The sequence below is a fragment of the Stenotrophomonas maltophilia genome (assembly GCF_001274595.1).
GTDB lineage: Bacteria > Pseudomonadota > Gammaproteobacteria > Xanthomonadales > Xanthomonadaceae > Stenotrophomonas > Stenotrophomonas forensis.
On the sequence record NZ_CP011010.1, the window covers coordinates 4,073,208 to 4,087,622 of the forward strand.

Below are 14,415 nucleotides of genomic sequence, written 5' to 3' on the forward strand. Positions count from 1 at the left end.
GCGGCGACGGCCGCAGAACGCGGCGTCGGAGAGTGGCTGGGAACAACGTTGTCACATTCTTTCGATGGACAACGGCGGTTTGTCAACTTCCCTGCACCGCCCCGCGAACCTCGTGCTGCACTGCGCAAGCCGATCCCGGCCGATCGGGCTGAATGCGCTGTAGCCCTTGAGCCCCATGCAGCAACGGTTCCCGTGTGAAACCCATGCTCACGCCATGTAAACGTTTACTGCATGTCGTATTCGTTGCGGCGCAGCAACGAAAGTGTCACGAACTCGTTGACATCGTTGTCAGCGGGGTTACAGACTCCGCCCCAATCGCCGCCCCTGATCCCGGGGTCGGCCCCACCTGCAGCAGGAGCCCGCGTGACCGCCAGCCACCCCGCCCCGGCCCATGTCCTGTCCCGAGTCGCGCCCTCGTTCCTGGCCGCCGACGTCGGTGGCACCCATGTGCGCGTGGCCCGGGTCCAGGCCAGTGGTGATACCGCCCACCCGGTGCAGGTGCTGGAATACCGCAAGTACCGCAATGCCGACCATGCCGGCCTCAGCGCGATCCTGTCCGACTTCCTCGGCGAAGGCCCGCGGCCCACGCATTGCGTGGTTGCCAGCGCCGGCTATGCCCGCGAGGACGGCACGGTGATCACCGCCAACCTGCCGTGGCCGCTGTCGGCGCGCCAGGTGGAAGCCGACGTCGGCCTGCAGCGGGTCTACATCGTCAACGACTTTGAAGCGGTGGCCTACGCCGCCGCGCAGGTGGACGCCAGCGGCGTGCTGCACCTGTGCGGACCAGAGACCGCTGCGCGCGGCCCGACCCTGGTGGTCGGCCCGGGCACCGGCCTCGGCGCCGCGCTGTGGATTCCCACCGCGCACGGCCCGGTGGTGCTGCCGACGGAAGCCGGCCAGCCGACCCTGGCCGCCAGCACCGAACTGGAAATGGCCATCGTCCGCCACATGCAGCGCGACCGCGCGCACGTGTCGATCGAGCATGCGATTTCCGGCCCGGGCCTGATCAACCTGTACCGCGCGGTATGTGCGCTGCAGGGGCAGGCACCGACCCTGACCAGCCCGGATGCGGTCACCGCCGCCGCCATGGCCGATACCGATGCGCACGCACGCCAGGCGCTGGATGTGTTCTGCGGCCTGCTCGGCAGCACCATCGGTGACATGGCGCTGTTCTACGGCGCCCATGGTGGCGTCTACCTGGCCGGCGGCATCCTGCCGCAGATCCGCGAATACCTGCACGCCAGCACCTTCGTCGAACGCTACCTGCAGAAGGGGCCGATGGGCGAAGCACTGGCACGCATCCCGGTGAAGGTCGTCGAGCACGGCCAGCTGGGCGTGGTCGGCGCTGCCAGCTGGTACCTGCAGCAGTCGGCCGCCTGACACCGCAACAGGCTTCAACGCAATCGCAGCACGCAGTACGTGGCACGCCAACGCACGGGACTTCGCCGCCACCCCGCGCATGTCTTCGCAACCGTAATCGAACACCGCCGCCGGCATCCAATCGAGTGATGAGGAGAGACATCATGAACACCCGCAAGACCCTGCTTTCGGCCGCCATCGTCAGCTGCATCGCCTTCAGTGCGCACGCGCAGCAGGCCGCCCAGACCGCCACCGACCTGGACACCGTGACGGTCACCGGTATCCGTGGTTCGATGGAAAAGTCGCTGGACACCAAGCGCGAAGCCAATGCGCGCGTGGAAGTGGTCACCGCCGAAGACGTCGGCAAGCTGCCGGCGCACAACGTCGCCGATACCCTGCAGCGCCTGCCCGGCGTCAACATCAGCTCGTCCAGCGCCGACGAAGGCGGCTTCGACGAAGCCGACCGTGTCAGCCTGCGCGGCACCAGCCCGAGCCTGACCCAGACCCTGATCAACGGCCATACCGTCGGCTCGGCCGACTGGTTCGTGCTCAGCCAGGGCAACAACGTCGGCCGCAGCGTCAGCTACTCGCTGCTGCCGTCGGAGCTGGTCAGCTCGGTGGAAGTGAACAAGTCCTCGCAGGCCAAGCTGCAGGACGGCGGCACCACCGGTACCGTCAACATCATCACCCGCAAGCCGCTGGAATTTTCCAAGCAGTTCACCGCTGAAGGCTCGATCGGCATGGTGCGCTCGGACCAGGCCAAGTCGAACGACCCGCAGTATTCGGCACTGTTCAACTACAAGAACGACGAAGGCACCTTCGGCGTGATGGTGCAGGGCTTCAGCCAGAAGCGTGAGCTGCGCCGTGAAGCGCAGGAAATCCCGGGCGGCTTCTTCAAGATCGGCGCCGGTGATCCGGTGGCCAAGACCAACCCCGACCTGATCGGCGTCAATGTACCGGGCCTGCTGGGTTCGACCCTGTTCGAACAGACCCGTGAGCGCAAGGGTGGCCTGGTCTCGCTGCAGTTCAAGCCGAGCGACAACCTCACCCTGGGCCTGAACGGTTTCAGCTCCGAACTGAAGGCGAACAACTACAACCGCAACTTCATGATGTTCGGCAACAGCTTCGCCAAGTCGCAGGCGCCGGATCCGGGCTATGTGATCAAGGATGGCGTGCTGACCAACGCCACCTACAAGGGCGTGCCGGGCACCGACTACGCGGTGTACGACATGATCTACCGCGAGTCGAAGGCCAAGTCGAGCTATGTCACCTTCGATGCCGACTGGCAGATCAACGACAACCTGACCGCCAAGTTCCAGGCCGGCAGCACCAAGGGCACCGGCGAAACGCCGCGCCAGTACATCGCCGAGGTCACCCTGGCCAACGGTGGCGGCGCCAGCTGGGCCACGCACGGCAATGGCTCGCCGATCGACTGGAATGTCGGCGGCGATATCTCGCCCAACGGCGTGACCAGCTTCGGCACCTGGGGCAACCAGCAGGTCACGGCTGAAGACAAGGAGAAGTGGGCCACGCTCGACTTCAACCAGTACTTCAATGATGGCGGCGTGCTGAGCTCGATCGACTTCGGCCTGCGTTTCGCCGACCACAAGCGCGAAGCGCTGTCGCCGGAAGGTGCAACCCCGGGTGACATCTGGAGCGCGCTGAAGAACGGTGCCACGGCCAACTATCCGAGTGGCTTTGCCGGTGACATCGGCGGCACCTTCCCGCGCAACCTCTGGTACTTCACCCCGGGTGCGCTGAAGGACGCGGTGACCAACAACTCCACCTGGCTGGCCGGCAATGATGGCCCGACCGGTCGCCATAACTACGGCGCCGAGTGGAAGGTGAAGGAAAAGAACTTCGCCGGCTACGTGCAGGCCAACTTCCGCGGCGACTGGTGGAGCGGCAACGTCGGCCTGCGCTACGTCAACATCAAGCAGGACATTGACACCTACAACGCCGTCAGCAAGGCCGCCGACGCCGATGTCAGCAGCCTGTTCGGCATGTGGGAGCGCCTGGCCTTCCAGAACAAGCGCAACCGTGTGCTGCCCAGCGCCAACATCAAGTTCGACCTGGACGACAAGCTGGTGCTGCGCGTCGCCGCTTCGCAGACGCAGACCCTGCCGGACTACTCGGCGCTGGGTGCCTCCTCGTACGGTTCGGACCTGAACCGGACCGGCGGCGGTGGCAACCCGAACCTCAAGCCGACCCTGTCGACCAACCTGGATGCCAACCTGGAGTGGTACTTCATGCCGCGCGGCATGCTGTCGGTGGGCGCTTATCACATGGACCTGAAGGACTACATCGCCTTCGACGTGGTCTCGCGCCAGCTGTACAGCGAACTGACCAACCGGCTTGAGACCTACCAGATCTCCACCCCGATCAATGCCGACGGCAAGGTCACCGGCGTGGAAGTGGCCTACGAACAGCCGATCGGCGAGTACTTCGGCATCAATGCCAACTACACCTACGCCAATGGCACCACCTCGCACACCTGGTCGGATGGCTCGCACAACCTGCTGGGCACCTCGAAGAACACCTACAACGTGGGTGCCTACTTCGAGAACGAGCGCTTCGGCGCCCGGGTCAGCTACACCCGACGTTCTTCGTTCCTGATCAGCCTGTCGGGCACCAACCCGTACTACCAGGATGACTTCGGCACGCTGTCGGCATCGGTGAGCTACAAGGCCACCGACTGGCTGAGCATCAGCCTGGATGGCCTGAACCTCAACAACCCGACCTACAAGTACTACCAGACCGCGGCCATCCCGACCTCGTTCTACAGCAACGGTCGCCAGTACTACCTCAACTTCCGCTTCAAGTACTGATCCAGCGGCGGCAACATCGCCGAGTCGTGCACGCACGCCGGGCCTGGGTCATTCCGGGCCCGGCGTTTTTCATGTATAGCGTTCATCGCACCGTTCCAAGGAGTCGTACCGATGGTCAAGCCTTCCCGCGCCCGGATGCGCAGCGCAGTGCTGCTGGGCAGCCTGCTCGCCCTGCTGCCGGCGATGCCGGCACTCGCCGCCGATCCCACGCCCGCCGCAGAAGCGCCCGGCCCGCAGCTGCGCGCCGGCAGCCTGATGCTGATTCCCGCGCCGTCCAACGTGCAGCGTGGCCAGGGCAGCGGCATCACTGTCCGTGCCGATACCGTACTGCACGCCGAAGGCGAAGCCGCGCAGCGGGTCGCCTCGCAGTTCGCCGACCTGCTGGCCCGCAGTGGTGGCCCGCGCCTGGCCCTGGCCAAGGGCAAGGCAGCAGGCAAGGCCGGTAGCATCCGTTTCCAGATCGTGCCCACCTTCCGCGACAGCGGCGAAAGCTACACGCTGGACAGCACCGCGCAGGGCGTGGTGATCCAGGCCGGCAACGAGACCGGCCTGTTCTATGGCGCAACCACCCTCGCCCAGCTCGCCACCGGCGGCAGCAACGGCGTGCTGCCAGCGGTGCAGATCCAGGATGCGCCGCGCTTCAGCTGGCGCGGCTTCATGCTCGACTCGGCGCGGCATTTCCAGAGCCTGGACGAGATCAAACGCGTGCTCGACGCGATGGCCGCGCACAAGCTCAACACCTTCCACTGGCACCTGACCGACGACCAGGGCTGGCGCATGGAGATCAAGCGCTACCCGAAGCTGACCGAAGTGGGCAGCTGCCGCCTGCCCGCCGGTGACGGCGGCATCGACCCGGTCAGTGGCCAGGAGCATCCATACTGCGGCTTCTACACGCAGGAGCAGATCCGCGAAGTGATCGCCTATGCAGCCGCGCTGCATATCCAAGTCATTCCGGAAATCGACGTGCCCGGCCATGCCACCGCGGCGATTGCCGCCTACCCGGAGCTGGGCTCGATCAGTACCCCGCTGAAGCCGATCAGCGAGTGGGGCGTGTTCCCGAACCTGTTCAACGTGGAAGACAGCACCGTCACCTTCCTCGAGAACGTGCTGGAAGAAGTGATCCAGCTGTTCCCCGCCAAATACGTGCACGTGGGTGGCGACGAGGCGGTGAAGGACCAGTGGATCGCATCGAAGCAGGTGCAGCAGCGCATGCGTGCGCTGGGCATCAAGGATGAGATGGCCATGCAGAGCCACATCATCAAGCGCCTGGAGACCTTCCTGGAGGAACACGACCGCCGGCTGATCGGCTGGGACGAGATCCTCGAAGGCGGCCTGCCGCCGCAGGCCACGGTGATGTCGTGGCAGGGCACCGAAGGCGGCCTGGCCGCGGCCAGTGCCGGCCATGACGTGATCATGTCGCCGGTCGGCTACCTGTACCTGGATTACCTGCAGACCGCCTCGCCGAATGAACCGCCGGGCCGCCCGGCCCAGGTCAACCTTGGCAAGCTGTACAACTTCGAGCCGGTGCCGGCCGAACTGGCTGCCGACAAGCGCGGGCACATCCTGGGCCTGCAGGCCAACATGTTCACCGAGCACACGCGCAGCTATGCACGCCTGCAGCACAACCTGTTCCCGCGCCTGGCCGCTGTGGCCGAGACCGGCTGGAGCACGCCGGAACACCGCGATTTCCGCGACTTCCTCGCGCGCCTGCCGGCGCAGCTGCAGCGCTACCGCGCCTGGGGCCTGGCCTATGCGCAGACGCCGTTCGAAGTGGGTGTGGATTACACCGACAACCGCACCGCCAACACCGTGACCGTATCGCTGGCCAACCCGCTGGGCTATGAGGTGCGCTACAGCATCGATGGCCAGCCGGTCAGCGCGCAGTCGCCGCTGTACCAGCAGCCGCTGACCGCGACGCTGCCGGCCACGGTGCAGGCCGCCGCGTTCTATCAGGGCCAGATGCTGGCCGCAAAGCCGACCGTCGCCGCGTTCACCGCGCAGTCGCTGCTCAGCCGCCGCAGCGATGAGCTGCTCAGTTGTGTGGGCAAGAAGGGCCTGGTGCTGCGACTGGAGGACGATGGCCCGCGCGAAGGCACCCGTGCGGTGTTCAACGTCGACATCTTCCAGCCGTGCTGGCGCTGGCCACAGGCGCAGCTGGACGGCGTCGGCAGCGTGGAAGTGCGTGCGGGCCGTATTCCGTACTACTTCCAGCTGGCCCATGACGAACCCAAGCGTCGCTTCGAGAAAGCCAAGCGTGCGCATGGCGAGATGCAGGTGCGCCGTGGCGACTGCAGCGGCAAGGTGCTGGCCGAAGTTGCGTTGCCGGCCCAGCCGGATGCCGATGGCTTCGTGACCCTGCGTGCAACGCTGCCGAAGGGTAGCCAGGGTAACGGCGACCTGTGCATCAACTTCACCGGCGATACGCGCCCGGCGATGTGGGTGCTGGATGAGGTGACGCTGGGGAAATGAGGGCAGGTCTGTCCTGGTGGGTGCCAACCTTGGTTGGCACGCCTTTACCCGCGCCAGCGCAGCAGTAGATCGCGCAGCGGGGTCAATACGGTAGCCATGCCGGCCAGCACGCCGATCGTGTTGGCCAGCGCATCCATCGGATCAGCCGTGCGGTTGCTGGTCAGCGCGCCCTGCGCGAACTCAATGCCGATGCCCATCAGCACCAGTCCCACGCCCACCCACAGCAGCGGGCGGCCGCGCCGGAACAGCTGCACTGCGCTTCCGGCCAGGATGAAATAGGCCAGGAAGTGCTCGCCCTTGTCGCTGTTTTCCGGCAACGGAATCGGCGGCGGCGGGATCAGGCACACCACGATCACCAGCAGTACCGCCAGCGCCCACAGCACGGTCCACAGCCGCGGCCTGCGCAGCGGCTTGATCAGCGGCCGAGCATCACTCACAGCCGCCAGCTCAGGTCACCCAATTCGAAGGCCGGCTCGAAATCGACGCCACGCTGCAGGCCGATTGCCTGGAAGCGCTCGCCCATTTCGGTCGGCAGGGTCAGCTTCTTCACCTGGTCGCGCAGCTGGATGCGGCCGACTTCATCGGTGCGCTCCTCGGCCAGCAGCAATACCTGGTCCAGCCCGTTGCCAAGCAGGAAACTGGCCTGGCTGCAGTAGCCGGCCAGCTCGAAACCACCGTGCAGGCCCGCTTCGGCCATCGCGGTGAAGTCCACCGAGGCGGTGATGTCCTGCAGGCCCGGCCAGCGATGCACGTCGTTGTGCACGTGGTGGCGGTAGAACGCACGCACAGTGCCATCGTCGCGGTCATGCTGGTAGAACTCGCCGCGGTTGTAGCCATAGTCGACGAACAACATCGCACCGCGCTGCAGGCCACCGGCCACTGCCTGCAACCAGTACGGCAGCTGCGGCAGCACTTCGGAACGGTAGCCCTCGGCGAAGGGCTTCTCCAGATAGCGCTCGATATGGCGCACCGCGCCGTTGAGCAGGATGTCGGCCGGCTGCGCGCCGCGGATGAAGCGACCTTCGGCGTCCAGCTCGACGGTTTCCTCATAGACCTCGCCGTCGCGGATCAGGAAGCGCGGCGTCGGCAGCGCGTCGATCACCTCGTTGGCGAACACCACGCCCTCCCAGTCCTCTTCGAACGGGCGGTCGATCCAGTCCACGCGCGCGACCAGCTCGGCCGGCAGATTCTGCTGCAGGCGCTGCTGCTGGCGCTCGCGCAGGTCGGCGCTGGGTTCGAGGATGGCGTAGCGCGAGGGCAGCGCGTCCAGCTCCGCCAGGCGCAGCAGCACGGCCTCGGCGAAGGCACCGGTACCGCCGCCCAGCTCCAGCATCCGCGCCTGCGCACCCAGCTGGGCGAATACCGGCGCCAGGGCATTGGCCACGCTGCCGGCGAACAGGCTGCCGAGCTCGGGCGCGGTGGTGAAGTCGCCGCTGCCACCGAACTTGCTGGCGCCGGCGCTGTAATAGCCCCAGCCCGGGGTGTACAGGCACAGCTCCATGAAGCGGGAGAACGGCATTGCCCCGCCCTGCGCAAGGATCTCGGCGCGCAGGGCGGCGGCCAGCTGGTCGCTGTGGGCCAGGGCATCGGCTTCGGGCAGGGGGAAGGTGGGCTGCATGGCGTCTTCGAATGCGGTGACAATGGTGCACAGGATAGCCGAGCCTTGGAGGACCCTCGATGAGCGATACCCACCCCGTGGTCCTGATCACCGGCAGCGCGCGCCGGATCGGTGCGGCCATCGCCCGCCAGTTCCACGCCTGTGGCTGGTCGGTGGTGCTGCACGCCAACACCTCCAGCGCCGAACTGCAGCAGGCCGCGTTCGATTTCGACAACGTACGCCCGGGCAGCGTGCTGGCCCTGCAGGCCGACCTGCGCGACGCCGACGCCCTGCCCGACCTGGTGGAACAGGCCGTCACCCACTTCGGCCGCCTGGACGCGCTGGTCAACAACGCCTCCAACTTCTTCCCCACCCCGCTCGGCCAGGTCACTGCCGAGGCGATGGACGAGCTGTATGCGGTCAACGCGCGCGCGCCACTGCTGCTGTCACAGGCAGCCGCGCCCTACCTGCGCCGCCAGCAGGGCTGCATCGTCAACCTGACCGACCTGCACGGCACCGATCCGATGCGTGACCACATCGCCTACACCATGGCCAAGGCCGCGCTGGAAATGGCCACCCGTTCGCTGGCGCTGGAGCTGGCGCCGAAGGTGCGGGTCAATGCGGTGGCGCCCGGCGCGATCCTGTGGCCGGAACAGGGTAAGGATGATTTCGCCCGCGAGGCGCTGCTGGCGCGCACGCCGCTGGCACGGATCGGCACGGTCGAGGAGATCGCCGAGGCGGTGTACTGGCTGGTGGCCGAGGCCAGCTTCGTCACCGGCCATACCCTGCGCGTGGACGGTGGGCGTACGGTCAGCTGAAATGTTGCCGGCCAGCGGCCGGCATTACCGGTAGTGCCGGCCGCTGGCCGGCAACCGCCGTCATCCGAGGTCAACCACCTCGAACGCCTCGCCGAACTGCGGGTGCGCGCGCCACAGCGCAGCCAGGTCCTGCCCGCTGACCGGATCGATGAAATCCGGCGCGATGTCGGCCAGCGGCTTCAGCACGAAGGCATGCTTCAGTTCCGGGCGCGGAATGCGCAGGTGGCCGGGGCCTTCCACCACCAGGTCGCCGTAGAACACCACGTCGATGTCCAGGGTCCGGTCGGAAAAGCGCGGCCCGCTGCGATCACGGCCATGCGCGTCTTCCAGCGCATGCAGCCAGTCATCCAGCGCCTGCAGCGGCAGGCCGGTCTCGATCGCCACTGCGTTGTTGAGGAAGGCCGGGCCATCGAAGCCAACCGCGGCGGTACGGTAGGCGGGCGACACCTGCAGCGCGCCGAAGCGCTCGCGCAGGGCCGTCACCGCGGCGTGGAGGTAGCGGCGGGGCTGGACGTTGCTGCCCAGGCTCAGGAGCACGGTGGTCATGCGGTTCAGGTGATGGCACTTGGGGGGCGTGGACATGCCGTCGTCACGGCGGCCTGCCTACAATCCGGGACGCACATGATAGGGCACCGACATGACCTATTGCGTTGGAATCGAGGTCGACGAGGGCCTGGTCTTCGCCGCCGATACCCGGACCAATGCCTCGCTGGACGATGTGCGCGTGCATCGCAAGCTGCACGTGTTCGAGTATCCCGGCCAGGCAGCCTACGTGCTGATGGCGGCGGGCAACCTGGCCACCACCCAGCTGCTGGTGTCACGGCTGGGGCGCGATGCCGGCGAACGGCGCACGCCCAACCTGCGCGACATGGCCCATCTTTTCGAGGCCGCCGAGTACGTCGGCCAGCTGCTGGTCGACAGCCAGGTGCACAGCAGCCACAGCGAGCACGGCCATGACGGGGTCAACACCCAGGCCACGCTGATCTTCGGCGGCCAGATCGCCGGCGAGCGGCCGGGGCTGTACATGATCTATCCGCTGGGCAATGCCATTGCCGCCTCGCCGGAGACGCCCTACCTGCAGATCGGCGAATCCAAATACGGCAAGCCGATCCTCGACCGCATCCTCAGCCCGGCCACCCGGCTGGAAGACGCGGCGCGCACGGCGATCGTCTCGCTCGATTCGACCATCCGCTCCAACCTGTCGGTGGGCCTGCCGATCGACCTGGCACTGCTGCGCGATGGCGAGCTGCGCATCGGCCAGCAGCTGCGGCTGGGCGCGGATTCGGCGCTGTATGCCGACATCCACCAGAACTGGTCGCGGCGGCTGGAACAGGCGGTGGACAGCCTGCCGCGGTTCCCGTGGGAAACCACCGAACGGTAGTGCCGGCCGCTGGCCGGCAACCGCAGTGATCCCGCCGCACGCCGATGCCGGCCAGCGGCCGACACTACCCAGGCATCAGCCCAGCGCTTCGGCCACCGCGCGGAACACCTGCTGCATCTGCAGCGGCTTGCGCAGCACATGCACCTCCACGCCGGCCGGGAACGCATCGGGCGTCACCGCTGCCGTCGTGTCTTCCAGCACCAGTGCCGGGCCGCGGTAACCCAGCGCGGCCATCTCGCCCAGCAGCTGGCTGGCCGGCAGCAGCTTGGAACCGGCATCGGCGATCACCAGTGCCGGCATCGCCTCCTGCTGCATCCAGCGCAGCGCGGCCGGGCCGTCGGAGGCCAGCTGCAGCTGGTAGCCCTGGCTGGACAGCGCATTGCCGAGCAGCGAAAGGCGCGTCGCCTCGCCATCGACCACCAGGATCGACTGCCCGCTGCCCAGCGCCACCAGCTGCTCGATCGGCTCGCTGCCGTCGCTGGCCTCATGCATCGGCAGACGCAGTTCGAAACAGGTGCCCTGCCCCGGCTGGCTGCTGACATGGATGCTGCCCCCGGCGCCTTCGACGATGCGCTTGCAGGACATCAGCCCCAGGCCGGTGCCGTCAGCCTTGGTGGTGAAGAACGGGTTGAACAGGTGCGACAACGTGTCCGCATCCATGCCGATGCCTTCGTCGGCCACCCGGATGTGCATCCAGTCCACGCCATCGCGCTGGCCGGCATGGCTGGCAATCAGGCTCAGGCGGCCGCCATTGGGCATGGCCTGGATCGCGTTCAACGCTAGGTTCAACATCACCTGCTGCAGCTCGGTGTAGTTGGCGTCGACCACCAGGCCCTGGTCCTGCACCTGCAGTTCCAGCCGTACGGCGTCGGGTACGTTGCTGCGCAACAGCAGCGCCACCGCATCGAACAGGCCGTCGATCTCGATGCGTTCGCTTGGCTTGCGCGAGCCGCGCACGAACGACAGCATCGACTCGGCCATCTCATGGCCGCGCCGGCCGCACTCGGCGATGACATCGGCCAGGTGGTGCAGCTGCGGATCTTCGGTGCGCGCCTTCAGCAGGTCCGGCATGATCAGCAGCGGCTGCAGGATGTTGCGCAGGTCGTGGCTGAGACCAGCGGCAAGCAGCGACAGGCTTTCCAGCCGCTGCGCGCGCATCAGCTCGGTTTCCACGCGTGCGCGTTCGACCGCACTGCGCGCATCGCGGATCGAACGCGCCACCGCCGACGGCAGGCGCGCCGGCTGGTGCTTGATGATGTAGTCGTTGGCGCCCTTCTGCAGCGCTGCTACCGCGTTCTCTTCACCCATGGTGCCGGAGACGAAGATGAAGGGCACTTCCGGCGAGGTCTCGCGCACGATGCGCAACGCATCGTCACCGGAGAAGCCCGGCATGCTCAGGTCGGACAGCACGATGTCCGGCTGGAACGCGGCCAGCGCCTGGCGCAGTTCGGCCTCGCTCTCGACGCGCTCGAAGCGGGCGTCCAGCCCCGCATCGAGCATCTGTTCGGACATCAGCTCGGCATCTTCCGGTGAATCCTCCACCAGCAGGATGCGCAGCGCCCCCAGGGCGGGACCGGTCAGGGGCATGGGCTCACTCGAGTTCCGGTGCCTGGTTGATCAACGCCCAGAACTTGCCCAGCGTCTGCACGGCGCCGAAGAACTGGTCCACATCCACCGGCTTGACCACATAGGCGTTCACGCCCATGTCCCAGCTGCGGGCCAGGTCGCTCTCCTCGCGCGAGGACGACAGGATCACCACCGGCAGGCGCTTGAGTTCTTCGTGCTCACGGATCTGCCGCAGTACTTCCAGGCCATCCATGCGCGGCATCTTGATGTCCAGCAGCAGCACCGCCGGCAGGCCTTCCTCGCGGTTGGCGAACGCGCCGCGACGCAGCAGGTAGTCCATCACTTCCACGCCATCCTCGACGTGCACGATGGGGTTGGCCAGACGCGCCTCCTCCAGGGCGTCGATCGCCATCTCGGCGTCGGCCGGGCTGTCTTCGGCGAGAAGAATGGTGCGCAGAGTCGTCATGCAGAAGGACCTTGTTTGTCCGCGTCGATCGCGGGAGGCAGGTAGAAGTGGAAGGTGGCGCCGACGTCCGGTTCGGCCTCGGCCCAGATCCGGCCGCCATGGCGGGTCAGCACGCGGCGCACGCTGGCCAGGCCGATGCCGGTTCCAGGGTAGTCACTGGCCTTGTGCAGGCGCTGGAACACGCCGAACAGCTTGCCGGCATAGGCCATGTCAAAGCCTGCACCATTGTCGCTGACCGTGAACTGATGGCCGCCATCGGGCTGCTGCTGGCAGTCCACACGGATCCTTGCCGGCTCGCGGTTGCCTGAATACTTCACCGCGTTGCCGAGCAGGTTCAGCCAGACCTGGCGGATCATGTTCTCGTCGCCCACCACGATCGGCAGCGGCGCAATGCTCCACTCCACCTGGTGCGCGTGGCCGCTGTTTTCGGCCTCGGCCTGCAGGTTGGAATCGAGCATGGCGCGGGTATCGGCCACCAGCGACTGCATGTCCACCGCCTGCTGGCGCATCGCCACGCGGCCCAGCCGCGAGTAGACCAGCAGGTCGTCGATCAGCGCCGCCATGCGCCGTGCCGAGCTGGAGATCACCCCCAGGTAGTGGCGGCTCTTGTCATCGGCCTGCTCACCCAGATGGCGTGACAGCTTGTCCGAGAATCCGGCGACATGGCGCAGCGGCGCGCGCAGGTCGTGCGAGACCGAATAGCTGAAGGCCTCCAGTTCGCGGTTGACCTCGGACACCTGCGCGACCTTGCCTTCCAGCTGCCGGTTCAGCTCTTCCACGCGCAGCTGCACGGCACGCTGCACCGTTACGTCGCTGACGGTCATCAATACCACTTCGTCATCGGTATCCGGCAGCGGCATGCGCCGTGCGTTGAGCAGCATGTAGCGCACCATGCCGTCGGCGGCGCGCTGCTCGTGCTCGAAGTCCCACAGTTCGCGGCCGCGCAGCAGCACGTCGGACAGACGCTGGCGCATCACCGGGTCCTGCCAGGCGCCGTCACCGACGGTTTCCAGCAGCAGGCCGTCGGCACGCTCGTCCTCCAGTCCGTACAGTTCGGCAAACGCCGGATTGTGCAGCTGCACGCGCAGTTCACGATCAAGCAGAACAATGGGCTCGCGCACAGTCTGCAGCACCGATGCCGCACGCGCAGCCGAACGCAGCGACTGCCGCTCGGCGTGCAGGCGGCGGCCAATCTGGCGATGCAGCAGCCACAGCACCAGGCCCAGCAGGGCCAGCTGCACCACCAGCGAGCTCCAGGACACAAACTCGGTCTGCCGGCGCTGGCGCGCCGCCTGTTCTGCACGCAGTGCCAGCAGTTCCTGCTCGCTGGCCTGCAATTCCTCGACCAGGCCGCGGATGGGATAGCGCGTGCTCAGATCCTGCACCAGCCCGCGCTGATCGCTGTTGGGTTCGGACCTGGCCAGCTCGCGGGCCAGCGCCATGCGGCCCTCCAGCATCGATTCGATACGACCGATGCGGATCAGCTGGTCGGGATTGTCGCGGGTCATCCGGCCCAGCTCGGCCAGGCGCCCCGGAATCTCGTTGGCGCGCGCCATGCGCTCGCGCAGGCCGGGCGCATCCACGCCCTTGGACAAGGTCAACGCGGCCGATTCGACGTCACGCACGTCCGCCTGCAACTGCTGCAGGGCATTGCCTACGGCCTGGGTATGGTTGACCCAGGCCATCGCCTGTTCGCTGTCCTGCTGCAGTTTGCGCAGGGTCAACCATGGCACCACGATGATCGCGACGGCCGCCAGCGCCAAGGCCGGCAACCGCCAGCGGTCCCAGATGTCGTCACTGAAAACCAGCGCCATAGTTCCTCGTCAGCACGGCCGCGGAGCACCTGCCGGAACCAGCCCGGCTGCGGCGGAACCGGCAATATAGCGCAGGCGGTCACAACTCTGGGATTCAGGGCGCGGCTGGCTGAACGG

11 protein-coding genes are annotated in these 14,415 nt (G+C 66.9%); 5 read left to right on the top strand and 6 right to left on the bottom strand.

Going from position 1 to position 14,415, the window contains the following annotated elements:
• Window positions 1-363 precede the first annotated feature (363 nt).
• From VN11_RS18535 to VN11_RS18545, 3 genes are all read left to right on the top strand, one after another.
• On the top strand, window positions 364-1,380 hold the full coding sequence (locus VN11_RS18535) for a glucokinase family protein (protein WP_053450812.1): 1,017 nt from the start codon (window positions 364-366) through the stop codon (window positions 1,378-1,380).
• A 143-nt stretch (window positions 1,381-1,523) separates the two neighbouring features.
• The gene (locus tag VN11_RS18540; protein WP_053450813.1) at window positions 1,524-4,187 is read left to right on the top strand and encodes a TonB-dependent receptor; all 2,664 of its coding nucleotides are present in this window, start codon (window positions 1,524-1,526) and stop codon (window positions 4,185-4,187) included.
• A 111-nt stretch (window positions 4,188-4,298) separates the two neighbouring features.
• Window positions 4,299-6,656 (top strand): beta-N-acetylhexosaminidase, encoded by a 2,358-nt coding sequence (locus tag VN11_RS18545; protein WP_053450814.1) that lies wholly within the window; start codon window positions 4,299-4,301, stop codon window positions 6,654-6,656.
• A 44-nt stretch (window positions 6,657-6,700) separates the two neighbouring features.
• On the opposite strand, the gene VN11_RS18550 is transcribed toward VN11_RS18545, so the two are convergent.
• Together VN11_RS18550 and VN11_RS18555 are read right to left on the bottom strand one after the other, a co-directional pair.
• Complete coding sequence (locus VN11_RS18550) at window positions 6,701-7,093, bottom strand: VanZ family protein (protein ID WP_049458854.1); 393 nt, start codon at window positions 7,091-7,093, stop codon at window positions 6,701-6,703.
• Entirely contained in the window at window positions 7,090-8,274 is a 1,185-nt protein-coding gene (locus VN11_RS18555) for a class I SAM-dependent methyltransferase (protein ID WP_053450815.1), read from the bottom strand. The genes VN11_RS18550 and VN11_RS18555 overlap by 4 nt, the downstream gene beginning before the upstream one ends.
• 59 nt (window positions 8,275-8,333) lie before the next feature.
• Between VN11_RS18555 and VN11_RS18560 the strand changes: the two genes are divergently transcribed.
• Window positions 8,334-9,071 carry a pteridine reductase gene (locus VN11_RS18560; RefSeq protein ID WP_008265570.1) on the top strand — a complete coding sequence of 246 codons (738 nt, stop codon included), beginning with the start codon at window positions 8,334-8,336 and terminating at the stop codon, window positions 9,069-9,071.
• A 60-nt stretch (window positions 9,072-9,131) separates the two neighbouring features.
• Here VN11_RS18560 and folK read toward each other — a convergent pair whose 3' ends face one another.
• Window positions 9,132-9,617, bottom strand: a complete 486-nt coding sequence (gene folK, locus VN11_RS18565) for a 2-amino-4-hydroxy-6-hydroxymethyldihydropteridine diphosphokinase (protein ID WP_053450816.1) — start codon at window positions 9,615-9,617, stop codon at window positions 9,132-9,134.
• Window positions 9,618-9,708: 91 nt separating this feature from the next.
• On the opposite strand from folK, the gene VN11_RS18570 reads away from it, so the two are divergent.
• A complete protein-coding gene (locus VN11_RS18570) occupies window positions 9,709-10,452 on the top strand; it encodes a 20S proteasome subunit A/B (RefSeq protein ID WP_053450817.1) in 744 nt (247 codons plus the stop codon).
• A gap of 75 nt (window positions 10,453-10,527) precedes the next feature.
• Here the strand turns inward: VN11_RS18570 and VN11_RS18575 are convergent, their stop codons facing one another.
• The 3 genes from VN11_RS18575 to VN11_RS18585 are packed head-to-tail and all read right to left on the bottom strand — an operon-like array spanning window position 10,528 to window position 14,298.
• Window positions 10,528-12,039 carry an ATP-binding response regulator gene (locus VN11_RS18575; RefSeq protein ID WP_053450818.1) on the bottom strand — a complete coding sequence of 504 codons (1,512 nt, stop codon included), beginning with the start codon at window positions 12,037-12,039 and terminating at the stop codon, window positions 10,528-10,530.
• Window positions 12,040-12,043: 4 nt separating this feature from the next.
• Window positions 12,044-12,484: a response regulator gene (locus tag VN11_RS18580; protein WP_005411057.1), complete on the bottom strand. Its 441-nt coding sequence runs from the start codon at window positions 12,482-12,484 to the stop codon at window positions 12,044-12,046.
• Entirely contained in the window at window positions 12,481-14,298 is a 1,818-nt protein-coding gene (locus VN11_RS18585) for a sensor histidine kinase (RefSeq protein ID WP_053450819.1), read from the bottom strand. Before VN11_RS18585 ends, VN11_RS18580 begins: the two co-directional genes overlap by 4 nt.
• Between the last annotated feature and the right edge of the window lie 117 nt (window positions 14,299-14,415).

Bases quoted from the DNA above. Each gene is read 5' to 3' on its own strand.
- VN11_RS18540 (WP_053450813.1), top strand. From the start codon at position 1,524: ATGAACACCCGCAAGACCCTGCTTTCGGCCGCCATCGTCAGCTGCATC.
- VN11_RS18545 (WP_053450814.1), top strand. From the start codon at position 4,299: ATGGTCAAGCCTTCCCGCGCCCGGATGCGCAGCGCAGTGCTGCTGGGC.
- VN11_RS18555 (WP_053450815.1), bottom strand. From the start codon at position 8,274: ATGCAGCCCACCTTCCCCCTGCCCGAAGCCGATGCCCTGGCCCACAGC.
- VN11_RS18560 (WP_008265570.1), top strand. From the start codon at position 8,334: ATGAGCGATACCCACCCCGTGGTCCTGATCACCGGCAGCGCGCGCCGG.
- folK (WP_053450816.1), bottom strand. From the start codon at position 9,617: ATGACCACCGTGCTCCTGAGCCTGGGCAGCAACGTCCAGCCCCGCCGC.
- VN11_RS18570 (WP_053450817.1), top strand. From the start codon at position 9,709: ATGACCTATTGCGTTGGAATCGAGGTCGACGAGGGCCTGGTCTTCGCC.
- VN11_RS18575 (WP_053450818.1), bottom strand. From the start codon at position 12,039: ATGCCCCTGACCGGTCCCGCCCTGGGGGCGCTGCGCATCCTGCTGGTG.
- VN11_RS18580 (WP_005411057.1), bottom strand. From the start codon at position 12,484: ATGACGACTCTGCGCACCATTCTTCTCGCCGAAGACAGCCCGGCCGAC.
- VN11_RS18585 (WP_053450819.1), bottom strand. From the start codon at position 14,298: ATGGCGCTGGTTTTCAGTGACGACATCTGGGACCGCTGGCGGTTGCCG.